This is a genomic window from Kamptonema formosum PCC 6407, assembly GCF_000332155.1.
GTDB lineage: Bacteria > Cyanobacteriota > Cyanobacteriia > Cyanobacteriales > Microcoleaceae > Kamptonema > Kamptonema formosum.
Genome location: NZ_KB235903.1, coordinates 1,063,475 through 1,082,520, shown reverse-complemented (window position 1 = coordinate 1,082,520; position 19,046 = coordinate 1,063,475). Strand labels below are relative to the sequence as shown.

Annotated in this window: 19 protein-coding genes; 13 read left to right on the top strand and 6 right to left on the bottom strand. The window is 41.9% G+C overall.

All coding sequences use genetic code 11. The features are described 5' to 3' along the window. Window positions 1-17: 17 nt before the first annotated feature. From OSCIL6407_RS0109750 to OSCIL6407_RS0109735, 3 genes are all read right to left on the bottom strand, one after another. Window positions 18-209, bottom strand: a complete 192-nt coding sequence (locus OSCIL6407_RS0109750; protein WP_007352902.1) for a hypothetical protein — start codon at window positions 207-209, stop codon at window positions 18-20. Between the two features lie 191 nt (window positions 210-400). Beyond that, window positions 401-823 (bottom strand): tetratricopeptide repeat protein, encoded by a 423-nt coding sequence (locus OSCIL6407_RS0109745; protein ID WP_007352901.1) that lies wholly within the window; start codon window positions 821-823, stop codon window positions 401-403. A 182-nt stretch (window positions 824-1,005) separates the two neighbouring features. After that, window positions 1,006-1,359: a HesB/IscA family protein gene (locus OSCIL6407_RS0109735; RefSeq protein ID WP_007352900.1), complete on the bottom strand. Its 354-nt coding sequence runs from the start codon at window positions 1,357-1,359 to the stop codon at window positions 1,006-1,008. 206 nt (window positions 1,360-1,565) lie between these two features. Here OSCIL6407_RS0109735 and OSCIL6407_RS0109730 point away from each other — a divergent pair, with 206 nt between their 5' ends. The 6 genes from OSCIL6407_RS0109730 to OSCIL6407_RS0109705 all read left to right on the top strand — a co-directional run bounded on the left by OSCIL6407_RS0109730 (window position 1,566) and on the right by OSCIL6407_RS0109705 (window position 5,425). Further along, a complete protein-coding gene (locus tag OSCIL6407_RS0109730; protein ID WP_007352899.1) occupies window positions 1,566-3,191 on the top strand; it encodes a DUF6930 domain-containing protein in 1,626 nt (541 codons plus the stop codon). Between the two features lie 136 nt (window positions 3,192-3,327). Next, complete coding sequence (locus tag OSCIL6407_RS0109725) at window positions 3,328-3,582, top strand: hypothetical protein (protein WP_007352898.1); 255 nt, start codon at window positions 3,328-3,330, stop codon at window positions 3,580-3,582. Next, window positions 3,572-3,937 (top strand): type II toxin-antitoxin system PemK/MazF family toxin, encoded by a 366-nt coding sequence (locus tag OSCIL6407_RS0109720; protein WP_007352897.1) that lies wholly within the window; start codon window positions 3,572-3,574, stop codon window positions 3,935-3,937. The genes OSCIL6407_RS0109725 and OSCIL6407_RS0109720 overlap by 11 nt, the downstream gene beginning before the upstream one ends. 167 nt (window positions 3,938-4,104) lie before the next feature. Further along, window positions 4,105-4,788, top strand: coding sequence for an alpha/beta fold hydrolase (locus OSCIL6407_RS0109715; RefSeq protein ID WP_007352896.1), 684 nt, complete (start codon window positions 4,105-4,107; stop codon window positions 4,786-4,788). An 83-nt stretch (window positions 4,789-4,871) separates the two neighbouring features. Next, on the top strand, window positions 4,872-5,183 hold the full coding sequence (locus OSCIL6407_RS0109710) for a type II toxin-antitoxin system RelE family toxin (RefSeq protein ID WP_007352895.1): 312 nt from the start codon (window positions 4,872-4,874) through the stop codon (window positions 5,181-5,183). After that, window positions 5,180-5,425, top strand: coding sequence for a hypothetical protein (locus tag OSCIL6407_RS0109705; protein ID WP_007352894.1), 246 nt, complete (start codon window positions 5,180-5,182; stop codon window positions 5,423-5,425). Before OSCIL6407_RS0109710 ends, OSCIL6407_RS0109705 begins: the two co-directional genes overlap by 4 nt. Window positions 5,426-5,563: 138 nt before the next feature. Here OSCIL6407_RS0109705 and OSCIL6407_RS0109700 read toward each other — a convergent pair whose 3' ends face one another. Continuing rightward, entirely contained in the window at window positions 5,564-5,803 is a 240-nt protein-coding gene (locus OSCIL6407_RS0109700) for a DUF433 domain-containing protein (protein ID WP_007352893.1), read from the bottom strand. Between the two features lie 147 nt (window positions 5,804-5,950). Here OSCIL6407_RS0109700 and OSCIL6407_RS0109695 point away from each other — a divergent pair, with 147 nt between their 5' ends. From OSCIL6407_RS0109695 to OSCIL6407_RS0109670, 6 genes are all read left to right on the top strand, one after another. Beyond that, window positions 5,951-6,532: a CHAT domain-containing protein gene (locus OSCIL6407_RS0109695; RefSeq protein WP_019487162.1), complete on the top strand. Its 582-nt coding sequence runs from the start codon at window positions 5,951-5,953 to the stop codon at window positions 6,530-6,532. A gap of 299 nt (window positions 6,533-6,831) precedes the next feature. After that, window positions 6,832-7,413 carry a hypothetical protein gene (locus OSCIL6407_RS0109690; RefSeq protein ID WP_234708678.1) on the top strand — a complete coding sequence of 194 codons (582 nt, stop codon included), beginning with the start codon at window positions 6,832-6,834 and terminating at the stop codon, window positions 7,411-7,413. Between the two features lie 93 nt (window positions 7,414-7,506). Beyond that, a complete protein-coding gene (gene zds, locus OSCIL6407_RS0109685) occupies window positions 7,507-8,946 on the top strand; it encodes a 9,9'-di-cis-zeta-carotene desaturase (protein WP_007352889.1) in 1,440 nt (479 codons plus the stop codon). 299 nt (window positions 8,947-9,245) lie between these two features. Beyond that, a complete protein-coding gene (locus OSCIL6407_RS0109680; protein WP_007352888.1) occupies window positions 9,246-9,692 on the top strand; it encodes an SRPBCC family protein in 447 nt (148 codons plus the stop codon). A gap of 51 nt (window positions 9,693-9,743) precedes the next feature. Beyond that, on the top strand, window positions 9,744-11,666 hold the full coding sequence (locus OSCIL6407_RS0109675; protein WP_019487161.1) for a serine/threonine-protein kinase: 1,923 nt from the start codon (window positions 9,744-9,746) through the stop codon (window positions 11,664-11,666). A gap of 82 nt (window positions 11,667-11,748) precedes the next feature. Further along, a complete protein-coding gene (locus tag OSCIL6407_RS0109670; protein WP_007352885.1) occupies window positions 11,749-14,829 on the top strand; it encodes a PAS domain S-box protein in 3,081 nt (1,026 codons plus the stop codon). A gap of 34 nt (window positions 14,830-14,863) precedes the next feature. Here the strand turns inward: OSCIL6407_RS0109670 and OSCIL6407_RS0109665 are convergent, their stop codons facing one another. Continuing rightward, a complete protein-coding gene (locus OSCIL6407_RS0109665; RefSeq protein WP_007352884.1) occupies window positions 14,864-15,313 on the bottom strand; it encodes an EVE domain-containing protein in 450 nt (149 codons plus the stop codon). A 162-nt stretch (window positions 15,314-15,475) separates the two neighbouring features. Between OSCIL6407_RS0109665 and OSCIL6407_RS0109660 the strand changes: the two genes are divergently transcribed. Further along, window positions 15,476-16,804 (top strand): D-alanyl-D-alanine carboxypeptidase, encoded by a 1,329-nt coding sequence (locus tag OSCIL6407_RS0109660; RefSeq protein WP_007352883.1) that lies wholly within the window; start codon window positions 15,476-15,478, stop codon window positions 16,802-16,804. Window positions 16,805-17,206: 402 nt separating this feature from the next. Here OSCIL6407_RS0109660 and OSCIL6407_RS0109655 read toward each other — a convergent pair whose 3' ends face one another. Next, on the bottom strand, window positions 17,207-18,829 hold the full coding sequence (locus OSCIL6407_RS0109655; RefSeq protein ID WP_007352882.1) for an adenylate/guanylate cyclase domain-containing protein: 1,623 nt from the start codon (window positions 18,827-18,829) through the stop codon (window positions 17,207-17,209). Window positions 18,830-19,046 lie beyond the last annotated feature (217 nt).

Below are 19,046 nucleotides of genomic sequence, written 5' to 3'. Positions count from 1 at the left end.
CGAGTGCCAGCTTAATATTAGGCTTCGGTAGATTTATGGGGAAGTTGTAAATTATCTGGGTCAACATAGTGGCATACGGCATTATCAAGACAAATCAAAGCCCATCCAGACTTATCAATACTCATTAGCTTATAGGAAGCTGGTTGGACAAAAAAACCTTTGTGATTGCGGGTTGCGGGTCTCACATTAACGTTGCTGTCATTACTCATAATCACACAACTCCTGGTATTATCTAAGGTGGTCTAAAAACTGGCGACAATGATTGTTAATCACCGAAGTTTTCAAATCCTAACATCAGTTTTATGAATTTTCTATAAAGTTATTTAATGAATTATTACAATTTCTCAACAAAGAGGAAGATTTAAAGTCTTCATCCTCCCTGAGAAATAGATTTAGTTCTTTAGACCTCTAGCAGCCATTGCTTCACGCGGATTAAACTCTTCCAATCGGGTTTTTTAGTTAATCCTTCTTCAAGATTTTTCTTAACTTCCTCTAGCCATTCTGAGGAAGCCATAACCATCTGCTGCGCCATTTCTATATGAGGACGCACTCCTTTTTCGCCGAGTTCCAGCATCGCCAAGGCCATGTTAATGCGAGACTGGGGATCGTGAGGATTGAGTTTGACTGCGGTTTTTGCTGCTTTCAGGGCTGGGGCGGGCTTGTTGTCTAAAAGGTATAGCCAAGCAAGGCTAGTCCAGGCGTTGCCATTTTTGGGAGCGCGATCGCATACTTCCTTAAATACTGGAATCAATGTCGAAGCAGTTTCGCCAGCTTGGTAGCGCTCTAATCCTTCTTGAAAAAGTTCTTCAGGTGTTTTGGTCATTGTTTAGGAAGGGGAAGGGGAAGGGGAAGGGGAAGGGGGAGGGGAAGGGGGAGGGGAGGGAAGGGGGAGGGGAAGGGAAGGGGAAGGGAAAGAAAAGTTTTGAGTTTTGAGTTAAAGAATTATTACTTAAAACTTATAACTCATAACTCATAACTGTTGAACTCCAGTCGTCAGTTCTGATTTTAGGCAGAAAAAGACTTGCCACAACCGCAGGTTTGACTAGCATTGGGGTTAGTAAACTGGAAACCGCCGCCGATCATAGCATCACTGAAGTCTAGTACCAAACCGTAGAGATAAAGAAGGCTTTTGCGATCGCAAACTACCTGAAAACCGTTATAGTCAAATACTTCATCGTGTTCTCCAACGGTGCTGGGGTCGGTGAAATCCATCATGTAAGACATTCCAGAGCAACCGCCTTGGCGTACACCTACCCGCAAACAGAGGTCTTTACCCTGTTTGTCCCTTAAAGAGAGAACTTGGCGGATGGCGGATTCAGTCATCTGAATGCCCTTTGTTTCAGAAATGGCTTGTGTCATCGGCTTTCCGAACTCCTGATACTGTGTATCTGAATAATTCTTTAATTTTATCCTTAATATTATTTTACAGGAATCAGCCCCCTTGTCCCTCCTGGATCTCCGTACTTAAAGCCCGATGCCCTCTCGAACCATAAGGTTCTATGATTGAGAAGCGGTAATAAACCTCAATACACCGCATCAATGCTTCACCCTTTCGGGCTTACTCTATGGCAGCTCTCAATCGAACTACTCTCCGTCGGCTACAAAACTTACAGCAAATTCCCAGCGTGTGGGAAGGCGATCGCCGCCCCTTGTCTCCTGATGCGATGTCGGAGGAGGACATGGAAGGCCCTGGCGACTGCATTCTTTGGGTAGACGGTTCGGAAGGAGTAGTACGAGCAATGGACGTGGTAGCCCCTGAAACTGGGCCGGAAGCTGTTGTACGCTCCTTGCTACGGGCGATGGAACATCCTCAAAGTCCGGCTCCAGTTGCTCGTCCCCAAAAAATAGTAGTTAAAGACAGACAAATTCAGTTTTTCCTGCGCGGCGTGCTTCAGGATTTAGATATTGCGATCGATTACGTACCGGATTTGCCTTTAATTGACGAAATATTCCGGGGTATGCAAGAAGTTGCTCTCAATCAGCCACCTCAATTACCGCCTCAATACGCGGAATCTTTGCGGGAAAAAGCCGGGAATATTTGGCAGGATGCGCCTTGGGATAGCTTGGCCGAACATCAAATTGTTTCGATTGAGTTGAATCAGTGGGATGTTGCTACTATTTACGTCTCCGTACTGGGTAGGGGAGGTATGGATTATGGGGTGTTACTATATCGTTCTCTAGATTCCCTAAAACAGTTTCGGCAACGGGTAGTAAATGAAGAATCTTTTGAAAATTTAGAACAGGCTTTTTTAGGTCAAGATTGCTTATTTGTCACGTTTGAAAGTAGCAATGAAAGTGATGACGATGACGATGATGTTGATTTAGCTAGCTTGCCAGCCTCGGAAATTGAGCCTAATTTTGGCAATCTCCATCCTTTAGAAGGATTACGTTCGATTCTTTATGAAGAAGAGGCACTAACTGTTTTAGTTGCATTAGAAGCTTTTCACCGCTTTTTACGGGCATCGCACCGGAAGCTTGCCGACGGTCAATTCCCTAGCATTTCGACGCGCTACCGCATCCCGGTTCCTCAATCAGATGGGGAAAATAAGTTGATGCCAGTGAAGGTTTCGACTATGCCGGAGGTGGCTGAAGAACTTTGGGATATGGTTGCTGATGATGACGATGACGATGATGATGATGACATCGAAATGCCGCTGCTCCGGGATGATTTAGTGCCGCCAAATTCTTTACTTAGCATCGGTGTATTGCCTTGGGAAACGGTCAATTTCCTGCGAGAAAAGGGTCTGTTTCATCAACCTGCGGATACTGATATTGAAGCAGTAGGAGATGGTTTGCCTGTGGTTTTGATCCAAACTTCAGCGCCGAAGGCAAAGACAATGATTAATGATTTGCAAGAAGCGGGAGGGATTAAGGCTTTTTGTTTTAATCCGGGGGAAGATATGTTTGCCGATGAGCATTATGATTTAGGGATTTTACAGGCTCATAGTGGTGATTTATACTTGTTTGGTGAATTTGTAGCAGACGATCCGGTGCATGAGGAAGCTAGGAAAAAGTGGGATCGCCGCTGTCAAGTTACTAAGGGTTGGTGCGGTTTGATTATTTCCAAGGGAATCACGGGTGCGTCGCGCGGCCAGCCTCAGTATAAGGATATGATGGCTTTGTTTGAGGTGCGATCTGTTCCTCCGAAAGAGTTGGGAATTGGGCCGTTGCAATTGATGCCAATGTTTTGAGGAAGGCAGAAAGGGAAAGGCAGAAGGAGGATTTTGCGCTCTAATCTAGTAAAGGAGGAAGGGAGGAAGAAGTAACAGAAAATAGGTGAGTAAAGATCGTCCTTGTTTGTAAATATCGATCGCAAATTGGATTGCTATGTCAAATTATTCCCAAAAGCGACAAGTATCTGTCACCATTGATGCGGACATTATAGATAAAATCGACAGCTTGACTGACGATCGCGAGGGTGCGATCGCGCAAGCACTTCGCCTCTGGTACGCTAAGCAAATTGAAGACCAGTTGCGAAAGTTTTACCAAAACCGTACCCAAGCAGATATTGAGGATGAACAAGAGTGGTTTGACTTTGTGGAAGACCAGATAGAAGAAACGTGGAGTGCGGATGGAATCTAACTTAATAACGAGAGGTTATCCCCGACAAGGTGAAATTTTTCTTTGTAGAGCATTGCGTCAGTTAGGCGATACCAAAAAGCGACCTGTGGTTGTGGTTTCTCTCGATCTCCGCAACGAATTGAGTGATTCTGTTATTGTCGTTCCTTTCACAAGTAACCTTACAGGCATAAATAATCCTACTCGCATTTTAATTGCGGCAGGTGAGGGAGGTTTGCAAGCAGATTCACTCGCCGTATGCGAAAATGTCTCTGCTTTACGCCAAATATTTCTGGAACAAGGCCCCTACGGTCAAATTAGTAGGGAGTCTCTAGAAAGAATCCAAATAGGGATACAACTGGCGATCGCAGTTTACTAATTTTTCAGGCTGATGGGGTTCTAATCTTTGTTACAATCTGTAATGGCATAAGGAAGAGGTAAAATGCGGGTTGCGATCGCCCTCGTAAATGTATCTTTGGATAAAGCGATCGCCTTTGTTTGTCTCACTGCTGGTTAGAGTTTTTTGTAAGACAGGGAAAGACAATCATGACAAAAGTTAAAAACATTGTATTGGTTCATGGTTTTTGGATAGATGGGTCTAGTTATAGTGAAGTTATTTCAACGTTGTTGGCAGAAGGCTACGAAGTTGTCGCCGTGCAAAACCCGCTGACATCATTAGCCGATGATGTTGCTGCAACCAAACGCGCTTTGAATCGCATCGAAGGTCAATGTATTCTAGTTGGTCAGTCATGGGGCGGTATGGTTATTACCGAAGTTGGCAACGATGAACGAGTCTCTGGCTTAGTCTATATTGCTGCACTTGCTCCTGATGCTGGAGAATCGATGATAGATTTGATGAGTAAGTACGAATCTGCATCGCCATCGGAGCATTTTCAAGAACAAGAAGGCTTTATTTGGATTTCAAAAGCAGGGGTACAAACAATTTTGGCGGGTGACATTCCGGCAGAAAAATCAGCGTTGATGTATGCTACTCAAATTCCGCCATCTACATCATTGTTGGAAGCAAAAATAGATTCGCCAGCGTGGAAAGATAAGCCTAGCTGGTATATTGTTGCGAACAATGACAAAGCTGTTTTGCCTGAACTACAACATGATTTGGCTAAGCGAATTAATGCCAAAACAATTGTTTTAGAATCAAGTCACGTTCCGATGATTTCTTGTGCTAAAGAAGTTGTGGACGTTATAAGAGAGGCAGCGATGAATAGCTAACGGCAGACAGACTGGGATGTTTTCAGGTTCCAAATCTCTGCGTATCTACCTATTTTATGGTATTATTCAGGAGAGAAGAAGCCTTGTTACCCACGATGTTTGAAATCGACTTCACCTTAACAGCCGCGAACCATATCCGCACTTACAGGAAATTTGAGCAACAAATCATTCTTGATGCGGTTGAAGAGCAGTTGATTTACGAACCAATTATTGAAACACGCAACCGAAAACGGCTTGGAGAGAATGATTTATCCGATTGGGAATTGAGAGTTGAGAAGTATCGAGTATTTTATGATGTAGTCATAGAGGGTGATAGTGGTGTTGTTCATATCAAAGCAGTAGGTCACAAAGAACACAATATCTTATACATCGGTGGTAAAGAGGTTCAGCTATGAGAATTATTGAGTTAGAAAGTGGTGAATTTACTCTTGATGAGGTTATGATTTTGGCAAAGAGTGAAGCGATAGTGTTACGAAAGCCTGATGGCGGGATGTTTGCGCTTGCGCCGATAGATGATTTTGACGTTGAAGTGGAGTTGCTCAAGAAAAATACTGAGTTCATGTCGTTCCTAAAAGAGCTATCTAAAGAAAAAGCAACGATATCTCTGAAATCTTTACGAGCAGAATTAGGGCTGTGAGTGTAGTTTTTAGTTTTTGTATAATAGGCTAGAATAGAAGAGTTTAAACGGAAATACAGGAGTAGATCCTATGGCAGTCCGGTTGTGATTCTGATGGAAAAACTTACACTCACGATGCGATCCGCTTAGGGTGTGCTACTAATTTCTACAATCAATTCTCCTGCTCGTAATCTTTCCAATGCTTCGGGTAGCAAACAGCAGACAGGCTTGGATGTCTTCAGATTCCAAATCGGGGAAGTCTTCTAAAATTTCAGTGATACTAACATTTTCTGCCAGCATTTCTAAAATATCGCTTACCCGAATTCTCATGCCTCGAATGCAAGGGCAACCACCGCACTGACCGGGTGTTTGGGTAATACGAGTTAATAAGTTATTCATTCAGTGCCTCAACTCGTCTGACGACAGGTAAGATTCTCCTATCATACAAGAGTGGCGCTGGTTGCCATCGTCCCCGTAAAGTATCTGTTGAGTAACCACCAACAAAGCTATACTGGTAGGTAATTTTAATCACCCTGCATTTGCCACATGGTTCAAGGTCAGCTTGCTAAAAAAATTTTGATTTTATCCGCTAATCCAATAGGAACTGATCGGCTTCGTCTCGATCAAGAAGTACGTGAGATCAGAGAAGCTTTACAAAAGGCTAGGAATAGGGACAACTTTGAGCTTTTGATTGAGACAGCAGTTCGCACAAAAGACATTCAGCAAATAATGCTGTATAACAGACCGCAAATTGTTCATTTTTCTGGGCATGGTGCTGGAAATCAGGGTCTAATATTTGAGGATATTGCTGGAAGAGCAAAACCAATTACAACAGAAGCACTTGCAACATTGTTTGGGTTGTGTGCAAATTACGTTGAGTGTGTGGTACTCAATGCTTGCTACTCAGTTGTTCAAGCAAAAGGCATTGCTAACCACATTGGTTACGTAGTTGCTATGAGGCAGGAAGTTGGTGACGAAGCGGCCATTGAATACTCTCGTGGTTTTTATTCTGCTATAGCTTCTGGCGAACCATACGATATGGCTCACGAGTATGGTCGCAGTGCTATCCAAATAGAAGATCTCGGTGAAGAAATGACCCCAATAATTAAAAAAAAAGATATGGATTAATTGCTAAAACTAGAGCGGAACTCTGTGGTGAAATTTCAAAATATCCGCTTGCCATAGTCAAGCTTTTCAATAGGCTGCCTGAACCAGTTCAGAAAGTTGTAGTTGTAACCCTCATTACTATCAAAGCAATCAGAGAGATCCTAAAAACTTGTGTCGTTGTTTTCCTACTTTGGGCTTGTGGTTACATCACGCTAAAGCAGTTGTTACTTTTCTATCTCATTCTAATAGCGGGAATTATACTGTCCGCTGTAGCACCTGCCATCTCATCTATTTACTCCGTTCCATCTGAGTGGATAGGCTTGAAACCTGCAATGATTCTCTTTACTAAATTTACACAAGAAAATCTAGAGGATATAAATTCTTTAGAAGAAAATGAATTGGAGAAAGCGGTACAAACATATAAGGAGGCAGCAAGTATCATATCAAAGCATTTGTCTGATTCTCCAGACTTATTGAGGAAATATCCTGAATTTAGTGAAGCATATCGAGAACTCAATCTCGGCATTAGAAAAGCTCAAAGGCAGAATGATATAAAAAGAAGTGAACGAAAAGTATGGGAGGAAGAACAGAGACAACAAAGGTTTCATGAGGAAGAACGAAAAAGACGAGAAGAAGAAAGCTATCAACAATATGTTAAACAAGAGCGAAGAAAACGAGGATTGAGGTATGGTGTACCTCCCAGAGATAGCTACAGTTGTCCGGCACAATTTCCTATTCGGGCTACTGCCGAGATCGATGAATTAGATGCACGCGGCATCTACTATTACACACATGAAAGAGCAGGTGTGAAGGTATACTGGTGTTTTGCTAGCCCTGAAGAAGCAATGGCTGAGAATTTTCGCCGCCCATATAAAACACCACCTGAAAAGCAACCCAGGTAAAAATTAATTAAATACTGGACACAGAGAGCTAACAATATGCACCGCTACAATCCTTGTTATAATCTGTAATGGCATAGAAAAGGAAGAGGTAAGATGCGGGTTGCGATCGCGGGTGCTGGACTAGCTGGCATGACTTGTGCCATTGATTTAGTCGATGCCGGACATGAAGTAGAAATTTTTGAATCCCGACCTTTCGTAGGCGGTAAAGTGGGGAGTTGGGTCGATCCTGACGGGAATCACGTAGAAATGGGTTTGCACGTCTTTTTTGGCTGCTATTATAACTTATTTGAAGTGATGAAAAAAGTAGGGGCTTTTGATAATTTGCTCCTCAAAGAACACACTCATACTTTTATTAATAGAGGCGGCGAGACGGGAGTTCTGGATTTTCGGTTTATTGCTGGCGCTCCCTTTAATGGTTTAAAGGCTTTCTTTACCACATCTCAGTTATCTGTACAAGATAAAATTCAAAATTCGATTGCTCTGGCTACGAGTCCAATTGTGCGGGGTTTGGTAGACTTTGATGGGGCAATGAGAACTATTCGCAAGCTAGATAATATTAGTTTTGCCGACTGGTTTAGAGGTCAAGGTGGTAATAATGGCAGTCTTAAACGGATGTGGAATCCGATCGCCTACGCACTGGGTTTTATCGATACTGAAAATATTTCTGCCCGGTGTATGTTGACAATTTTTCAGTTTTTTGCTTGTCGAACTCAAGCCTCGGTGATGCGAATGTTGCAGGGTTCTCCGAATGAATATTTGCATAAACCGATTGTTAAATATTTGGAAGATCGGGGTGTTAAAATCTATACGCGGCGGCGAGTGCGGGAAATTTTGTTTGCAGAAGATGGCGGCGAAACTCGCGTGACGGGGTTAGCGATCGCGAAAGGAGAAACAGAAGAAACTATTACCGCAGATGCTTACCTTTTCGCTGGCGATGTCCCCGGAGTGCAGAAAATTTTGCCTCATGATTGGCGCAAATGGTCGGAATTTGACAATATTTATAAATTGGATGCAGTACCAGTAGCAACGGTACAATTGCGGTTTGATGGGTGGGTGACAGAGTTAGACGATCCTGAGAAGCGCAAGCAGTTAAGTCATGCTGTAGGAATAGATAATTTGCTTTATTCAGCAGATGCCGATTTTTCCTGTTTTGCTGACTTGGCATTAGCCAGTCCGGCCGATTACTATAAGAAAGGAGAAGGTTCTCTGTTACAGTTGGTGTTAACTCCGGGCGATCCATTTATTAAGGAGAATAATGAAGCGATCGCGCAGCACGTCCTTAAGCAAGTTTTAGATTTATTCCCATCAGCACGGGAATTAAATATGACTTGGTATAGTGTAGTTAAGCTAGCTCAATCTTTGTATCGCGAAGCACCGGGAATGGATGCTTTTCGTCCCGCTCAAAAAACTCCCATAGCTAATTTTTTCTTAGCAGGAAGTTACACTCAACAAGACTACATTGATAGTATGGAAGGAGCAACTATTTCAGGCCGTCAGGCAGCTAAGGCGATTTTAGAAATGGGTAATGGGTAATGGGTAATGGCTAATGGCTAATGGCTAATTGCTAATCGCTAATTGCTAATCGCTAATTTCTAATTTCTAATTAGTAAAGTGGGCGCTGCCGCAATCATAATATTACGATTAGGACAGAGATTATGGCAGCGCCCCCCCTACAATATTCAGTGAATTGTAGGATAGGTGGAGCGCCAGCGCAATCTATCACCCAAGTTTTAAGTTTTGAACACAGTTAGCAATTACCAGTTAACAGTTAACAATTACCAGTTAACAGTTAACAGTTAACAAATAACAATTAACAATTAACAATTAAAAAAATGTCAGATTGGTTAGAACATAGCGTACAAGTAGAAGTTGCCATCCCGATAGAAATGGCGTGGAGTCTTTGGTCTGACTTAGAACAAATGCCACGCTGGATGAAGTGGATTGAATCAGTGCATATTCTCGAAGAAGATCCAGAGTTGTCCCGGTGGAAACTAGCGACAGGAAACTTAGAATTTAGCTGGCTTTCCCGCATTTTGAAATTAGTTCCCTGCCAGATTATTCAGTGGGAATCCGTCGATGGGTTGCCTAATCGCGGTGCAGTTAGATTTTACGATCGCAAAGGTAGCAGCATTGTGAGGCTAACAGTAGCTTATGCGATTCCTGGCATTCTCGGCAAATTAATGGATAATTTATTTTTGGGCCGCGTGGTGGAATCGACAATTCAGGCTGATTTGGAAAGGTTTAAAGAGTATGCTCTGAAAATCCAAGCAGAGTCATAGAATCATCAGGAAAGTGTCAATATATACTTATGCCGATTCTTGCTTCCGGTTATGAGTTATTGTCTGAACCCCTCCTGCCAGAACCCCCAAAATCCCGACGCTACAAGGTTTTGCCTAACTTGTGGCGCAAAACTGTTGCTAAAAGAACGGTATCGCGCCATCAAACCCATTGGCAGAGGGGGTTTTGGTAGAACTTTCCTGGCAATTGATGAAGATAAACCGTCTAAACCTCGCTGCGTTATCAAGCAGTTTTTTCCGCAGTCACTAGGTACTAATAATGCTGAGAAAGCAGCAGAATTATTTAACCGAGAAGCGGCGAGACTGGATGAACTGGGAAAACACCCGCAAATTCCCGATCTGCTGGCCCATCTCGAACAGGATGGCCACCAGTATTTAGTTCAGGAGTTTGTTGGGGGTGAAAATTTAGCAGAAGAATTAGCGATCGCAGGTGCTTTTAGTGAAGCTAAGATTCGGAGTTTGTTGAAAGATTTACTACCTGTTTTGCAGTTTGTTCACGATCGCCAAGTGATTCATCGCGATATTAAACCAGCCAATATTATTAGAAAACCTCCGCAACCTCCTGATACTTCTTTGTTTTTAAGTTACCCAGTTGGAAATCTGGCTTTAGTTGATTTTGGTGCAGCGAAAGTAGTAACTCAAGGTGGAGGAACCGGAACTATTATCGGCAGTCCCGAATATGTTGCACCTGAACAAGTTAGAGGGCAGGCAGTTTTTGCCAGCGATTTATATAGTTTAGGTGCTACTTGCATTCATTTGCTTACGGAACTTTCTCCTTTTGATTTGTTCGATATCAACGAGGATAAATGGGTATGGCGAGATTATTTGAATAAAAATTCGGTGAGTACTAAGCTGGGAAATATTTTAGATAAATTGTTAGAAACTAGCTTGAGTCGCCGCTATAGATCGGCAACGGAGGTGCTGGATGATTTAGATTTTCAGCAACCAGTTGTAGTACCAACAATTGCATCTAGACCTGTTCCTAAGTTAACAATGCCAGGGCCTACGATCGCACCTCCACCTGTTAGGAAAAAGTTATCAGTGCCGCTGCGATCGCCAACTTGGGAAATTATTTATACGATGACGGGACATTTAGATTCAGTCACATCTGTGGCATTTAGTCCTGACAATCAAACTTTAGCTAGCGGTAGTGGAGACAATACTATTGAGATTTGGAAACTGGATACAGGGAATCGATGGTATACACTTAGAGGTCATTCTGATTGGGTGAATTGTGTTGCTTTTAATCCTAATGGTCAGAGTTTAGTTAGTGGCAGTCGCGACAAGACTATTCAGATGTGGGATTTGAAAAAAGGCAAATGGTGGTATAGTTTGGTGGGACATTCAGACCGGGTTTATACAGTTGCTTTTAGTGCTGATGGTCAGAGTTTAGTTAGTAGCAGTCGTGACAAAACTATCCGATTGTGGAATTTGCAGAAAGGCAAGTGTACGCAAACTATTACGGGTCATTCTGAGGGGGTTTTTGCAGTAGCTTTTAGTCCTAATAGTCAGCTTTTAGCTAGTGGCAGTCGGGACAAAACTGTGCAACTTTGGGATATTGCTACTGGCAGATCGATTTGTACTTTGTCTGGTCATACAAACTGGATAATTGCAGTAGCTTTTAGTCCCGATGGGAAAATTTTAGCTAGCGGTAGCCGAGATGGTACGATCAAGCTATGGCGGGTAAATGGAGATGGTAAAGGGGAATTGCTACACGCGATCGCAGATAATTCCGAAAGTGTTTTCTCTGTTGCCTTTAGCGGGGATGGAAAGATTTTAGCTAGCAGTGGTCGGGAAGGTCAAATTTCTTTGTGGGACGTAGATACAGGCGTTTTGCTGGAAATTCTCAGCGGTCATTCTGGGGATGTTTTGTCTCTTGCTTTTAGCGGGGATGGGAAGAGTTTAGCGAGTGGGGGAAGCGATCGATCTATTAAAATTTGGCGGGAAAGATCGTAAGTTCTGTAAGCTTAATTTCCGTGTAACTCAAAATTGGGTCTAGACTGTAGATTGGGTAACAGCTTAACTTAACAATCAGTTTATGTCCGCTGAATTGCTGCACCAATTGACAATACTACGCGATCGCGTCGCTGAGTTAGAAACACAGTTAGCAACAAGCCAAAAGGCAGAGTCAGCCTTACGGCAATCAAATGCAGAATTAGAAAAGGCAGTTGAGGAGCGTACAGATCGATTGCAACAGAGTGTGACTCAGTTGCAACAAGAAATACTCGATCGGCAATTAGCAGAAGAAAACCTAAAAAAACAAGAACGCCAGATTAAATCCCTGCTTAACAATATACCCCATATTGCTTGGCTCAAAGACCCAGAAAGCAGATATATTGCAGTTAACGAACCCTTTGCCAGAGCTTGCGGTCGGACTCCAGAAGATATAGTAGGCAAAACTGACTTCGAGCTCTGGCCAGCAGAATTAGCGGCAAAATATCGTGAAGACGATTTTCAAGTCATTGTTTCAGGACAACAAAAAGTAGTTGAAGAAGTAGTTGTCGATACATTAGGAAATAATTTATGGGTCGAAACAATAAAAACTCCGATTTATAGCGAAGGTAAAATCATTGGCACAACTGGTTTCGGTCAAGACATCACAGTTCGTAAGCAAAGAGAAATAGCCTTGCGGCAAGTTAACGAAGAACTAGAAGCAGAAATAGAAAAACGCACAGCCGCATTAGAGCAAAGTGAATCTCGACTGCTAACTTTACTATCATCTGCACCCTTGATTTTATTTGCGATCGATACTCAAGGTCGCTTCACCTTTTCTGAAGGTAAAGGATTGGAAGCTATAGGATTGCAACCAGGCGAAGTCGTGGGTCAATTTGTTAGCGAACTTTACCCAGATATACCAGATACTATTGATAGCATAAATCGCGCTCTAGCCGGGGAAAAAGTCAAGGGTGTGATTACTGAATTAGCCGATGCAGTATACGAAAGTCAACTATCTCCGGTTCGCAACGCCACTGGCGAAGTAATTGGAATGGTGGGGGTTTCTACAGAAATTAGTGATGTCTACGACGAGCTGCGCTTACGCAAACAAGTAGAGCAACAACTTCAGCAACAAGCGCAATTTTTACAGGGAATTTGGGATGGCGTAGATTACGGTATTTTTGTCTTAGATGTGTTGGATGGTGGGGCGGATTTTCGCTACGTTCGCTTCAATCCCGCAATGGAAAGAATCACCAGATTACCGATAGAATTCCTACTAGGAAAAACCATATCAGAGGCACTTTCCCTTGATATGGCAACACTCTACTGCCAGCATTTTGCAGAAGCTATTAGATATAGAAAAACTATTTCTTTTGAGGAGCGATTTTATATCAATAGTGACGAAACTTGGTGGCTGCTAAATGTGACTCCATTGCGCGATCGCAATTTACAAATTCACCAGTTAGTAGTTACTGCCACTAATATTACTAACAGTAAAGCCGCAGAAATTGCTCTCCAAGAAAGTGAGAGCAAATATCGCAGCTTAGTCAATACATCTCAAGATATGATCTGGTCTGTAGATCTGGAAGGACGCTATACTTTTGTTAACCCAGCAGTTAAAAAAATTTACGGCTATGAGCCGGAAGAAATGATCGGTAGGCAGTTTACTGACTTTATCCCACCCCAACAAATTCAGAAAGATTTTGAAGCTTTTACTTGTGTTTTAGGTGGAGAAGCACTCCTTCAGTATGAGAGTATTCAAATTGCTAAAGATGGCCGACTTATCAATCTCATATTTAATGCGATCGCGCTACGTGGCGAGGCAGGAAATATATTAGGTGCAACAGGTATCGCTAGCGATATTAGCTTACGTAAACTAGCAGAAGCCGCCCTTGCTGAAAGTGAAGCTAAATTCCGTAGATTAGTAGAAAATGCCAATGATTTGATTTACGAACATTCAATAGATTCAATATTCACATATCTTTCGCCCAAGATATCCGATCTCATCGGCTATGAGATATCAGAACTCTTAGGAAAGTCTTTTGTACCCTTGATTTACCCTCAAGATTTGCCAGCCGTTACAGCAGTTCTTAACTGTATTATTGAAACTGGCGAGAAGCAGGCTGGACTTGAGTTGCGAACCCAACATAAAGACGGTAGTTGGCATTGGATTACCTGTAATATTTCGCCTGTTAAAGATGCTAAGGGTAATATTATTAGTTTTATGGGTATTGCCCGTGACATTCGCGATCGCAAACTTGTAGAAGAAACTCTGCGGCATTCAGAATCCCAATTAAGACAGCAAGCCCTCGATTTAGAGCTAGCCTTGCGACAGCTACAACGCACTCAATCTCAACTGATTCAGAGTGAAAAAATGTCTAGTTTAGGTCAGCTAGTTGCTGGAGTTGCCCATGAAATTAATAACCCAGTTAACTTTATCTATGGCAATCTTACCTACGCCAATGACTATACTCAAAATCTACTTAAACTGCTACAACTTTACCAAACACACTATCCAGAGCCAGTTAGGGAAATCCAAGAGGAAATTGAAGCGAGTGATATTGAATTTTTATTAGAAGATTTACCAAAAATTCTCTCTTCCATGAAAGTAGGATCTGAGCGAATCCAACAAATTGTCACCTCTCTACGCACCTTTTCACGTATGGACGAAGCCGAAATGAAGGAAGTAAACATTCATGAAGGTATCGACAGTACGCTGATGATTTTGCAACATCGAATTAAGGCAAAAAGCGACCGACCTGCGATTAATATTATCAAAGAATATGGCAAATTGCCTTTAGTTGAGTGTAGTGCCGGACAGCTAAATCAAGTGTTTATGAATATTCTGAGCAATGCCTTGGATGCCCTAGATGAAAGAGATGCACAAAGGTCTATAAATGAAATGAAGCAAATGCCGAGCAGTATTAGCATTTACACTCAAGTATCGAATGCTAACTATGTAGAAATTAGGATTATTGATAATGGGCCAGGAATACAAAAAAGCGTGCTAGAGCGACTTTTTGACCCATTTTTTACCACCAAAGCTGTTGGTAAAGGTACAGGGATGGGTCTATCAATTAGTTATCAGATTATCACAGAGCGGCACGGTGGAACTTTAGAATGTATTTCCACACCGGGAGAAGGCGCAGAATTTAAAGTTATGATTCCGCTTAGACCCTCTTAAGCATAGTGCTAGTATTTTTATCATAGTGCTAATATTATTTCATCGCCAATATCTTCTTAGCTACATCCTCAGCTATGGGCATTACTGATAACCGATTCCCCTTTTGAACCAATAAAAGCCGATCGTTAGTAAACTCTTGTTTAAGCAGATCGAGCGATATTAATTTAGCGAATTCCTCAACAAATTCCACACTAACTGTCTGCCATCGAGGAGCATTTAAAGTTGACTTAGGATCGTAATATTCACTTTGATGGTCAAATTGAGTAGGATCGGATATCCCGGTTTCAATTACACGCATTAAACCGACAATTCCCGGCGGATTACTATTAGAATGGTAGAAAAATACTAAGTCTCCCTGGTTCATTTGCCGTAAATAATTGCGAGCTTGATAGTTGCGAACACCGTCCCATAGAGAAGTAAGATCCCGTTTCAAATCTGTGATACTGTAAACATTGGGTTCCGATTTCATCAGCCAATAGTTCATAAGTAGAATAAAATAATTAAACGTAGAGTGGCATTGCCCGTAACAGTCTTTACTTCAAAGTTACCCGTAATTTTTACACTTCTTGCGTTAATAAACACGATTACATTATAATATAGTTTGGCGTAAGTCCCGATTGGGATCAAGTTGAGCTAAATTAAAGTAATGCTAAAAATCAGACACTTGACTGCGGCAATATCGGGAATAGTTCTAGTAATTATTGCTGGATGTACTGCTAATGAAGCACCTAAAATTCCATCTCCATCTCCTCAGTCTGATGCCACTCCTGCCTCAGTCAAGAAAGAAGATAAATTATCAATTTTATCTCCAGCTAATCCAGATACAGCAGCTAATTCTATCATTCAGCAATACATCAAAAAACTAGCTGCTAAAGGAGTTTCTAAAGAAAAACAAGGGGTGTGGATACAATCTAAAAACACTCTTTTAGCAAATCATCAAGGCACAATCCCTCTACCAGCAGCTTCAATTACCAAAGTAGCAACAACTCTAGCAGCCTTGCAAACTTTTGGCCCAGATCGTCAATTTGTCACTGTAATCAATGCAACCGGCCCCATTGAAAAAGGGATATTAAAAGGCGATTTAGTAATTCAGGGAGACGAAGATCCGTTATTTATCTGGGAAGAAGCAATTGCCCTCGGTAACACCTTAAATCAAAAAGGTATTAAGCGAATAACTGGCAATTTGATAATTATCGGTAAATTTTACATGAACTTTGAACTTGACCCCCAAAAAGCCGGCTCTCTGCTTAAAGAGGGGTTAAATAGCCAAATTTGGTCTTCAGAAGCTGAAAGCCAATATCAAACTTTGCCAGTAGGAACTCCTAAACCACAGATAATAATTGACGGTTCAGTACAAGTTTTACCCACAACTCCTACCAATATTCAGCCTCTAGTTCGCCATTATTCTTTACCTTTAGCCGAACTCGTAAAGAAAATGAATCAATACAGCAATAATTTGATGGCTGATATGTTAGCTGATACTGTCGGCGGAGCAAAAGTAGTAGCCCAAAAAGCCGCAGAAATCGCAGGAGTTCCCCCCGCAGAAATTCAACTCGTTAATGGTTCTGGCTTAAGTGAAGAAAATCGGATTTCTCCTCGCGCCGCCTGTGCAATGTTTTTAGCACTTGAGCGCTATTTGCAACCTTACAATATGACAATTGCAGATGTTTTAACAGTAGTTGGAAAAGATCCGGGAATCTTAAATGAGCGCAAGATTCCGCCATTAGCTGTTGTCAAATCTGGAACTCTCGATTATGTTAGCGCTTTAGGAGGAGCACTACCAACTAAAAAACAAGGAACTGTTTGGTTTGTGATGATGAATGGAGGGGAAAATGTTGAGGAATTTCGCGCACAGCAAGAAGCTCTCCTAAATATCTTTTTGAAAGAATGGGGTTCTGTTCAAGTTTCGCCGCCAGAGTTAACACCTAACCCTAGTAGAAAAAGTAAAAGCTCTAGCAATGAAATTATCCCGTAGGGTGGACGCAACTATACTCTCAGGATTTACGCATTTCTAACGTAATGCGGCGCTGTGGAGGGTATTTTTATCGCTCAGATGCCGGGGTTATAAGTAGAAGGAAGAAGGAAGAATGAAGAATGAAGAATGAAGAATGTTTATACCGTAAGCTTTTTAGCCATCCCGATCTTATGTTTAATTAGGTGGATTTACTTACCAAATCCGGGTTTTTCACCCCTTTATTGTCATTGCGAGCGGAGCGAAGCAATCGCAGAGACTAGGCGATTGCTTCGCTCCGCTCGCAATGACGGCAGAATTACTAATAAAGGGTATGACTAACCCAGATTTGGGTGATAAACTCTCATCAAATGGGAAAGTAAATAACAAAGATCAGTCCAGATTTTAGCTGAAAAAAGCAGACTCTTAAGAGGCATCATGCCTCTTAGTTTGGTATACTACTACTGGCCTGTCAATACCTTTAAAACGAAAGTCTCCGATCGATTCAAAACCTTCGCGCGATCGCAACATAGCATAAGTATTCTCACTCACCACACATTCCCCAGGAGGACAAACTTTTTCCATGCGAGAGGCGAGATTAATCGTCGAACCCAAAACCGTATAATCCACCCTTTTGAGACTACCCACATCGCCAACAACAGCCTTACCGCTATTAATAGAAATACGCAGTTGCAGAGGTTCTCCTAAAGTACCGCTGGCATTAAGTTCATCTAACCGCTCTAACATTCCTACCGCAGCTTCTACAGCACGCTCAGCATGATCTGACTGAGGTTCAGGAGCGCCAAAAAATGCCATAATACAATCTCCAATGAATTTATCCAACGTTCCGCCAGCAGCAAAAACTTCCCGCAGCATTTCCTCGAAAAAATTATTGAGTAATTTTGCAACTTCTGCTGGACTTAAGCGTTCAGACATAGCAGTAAAGCCAACAATATCAGCAAATAAAATGCTAATTTCGCGCTCTACTGGTGGTAAACGATCGTCTATAAGTGCCGAAGCTGCTATTAACTGTTGTACCACTGCTGGAGAATGATATCGCTCTAATCTTTGCCGCATTGTCTCTTCACTTCTAAGTTTCTGTGCTAACAGCCATCGCTGCACGCTAGAAGCGACCAAATTGCCTAAAGCCGAAAAAAAGCTCAGGTCTTCATCACCTCCTCTTTGCCACTCCTCTGAAGACAATTGAGCGTGTCCATAAAGTACGCCAAAAACTTTATGTTCGTTCCATAAAGGTACTGCGATCGCGCTGCGAATTCCTTTGACAATAATACTCATTTCTTCTTCAAACCGTTCGTCCATTTGAGCATCAGCCGTTTTAATAGCAACTTGTTCTGCAAATACTTTTTGACAAATTGTACGACTGATCCAACTACCATCAGTAGGCATCTCTTCCTGTTCAGCAAGTGTTTTAGCCGCAGCATTAACTACTTCCAATTTGCCCGTACCAGTAACATCAATTAATAGTGCCAATCGTTCAATATTTTTATTGTCACGGAATACAACTTCCTGTACCTGGGAAAAAATTGCTTCTATAGATTCAGCACTATTCAGAAACTTGGCAATATCTACCAAATATTTGAGTCTGTCAATAGCTTGTCGATAATTACTGATATTTTCAATTTTTGTATCCGGTTCTATCCACTGTTCTTGCAGTTCTTTAGCCTTAACTAGAATCGTCATTCCTTCCCCCAGACTTCCTATTTCTGGAGGCTGTGGTTGGGGGCGGCTGTCTAAAACAATAATTATACTAATATTATGTCCTAAATTTACATTGTCACCCTGATTTAGTTTTTGAGGATAGGTAATCTGGACATCATTTAAGCGAGTACCATTTTTGCTACCCATATCTTCTACTAACCATTCCCCGGAAGCTGTTTTGTAGAAACGGGTATGGCGGCGAGAAATATCGGCAAAAGGTACTTGTAAATCGCATTCTGGTAAGCGACCAACAATATAATCATCGCGGTTTACTGCTACTGTTTTTTCTATTAGCCCATCTATTTGCAGTTTTAATTTGAGGTCATCCATAATATCAAATTCCGCTGCTTAGTGTTAATTGTAGGTCTCAAATGCTAAAAAGGTAATTTATAAATCTATGTTATTCAGAGTACAATTGCGTTAAAATAAACAGATTTTACAATTCTATCAAGGCAAGCATCTAGATGTCATTTCACTCTTGTATGCTTAACTTTGCTTAATTTAAAACCATTGCATATAGGGCTTCAACAGGAAGATATTGGCGGTG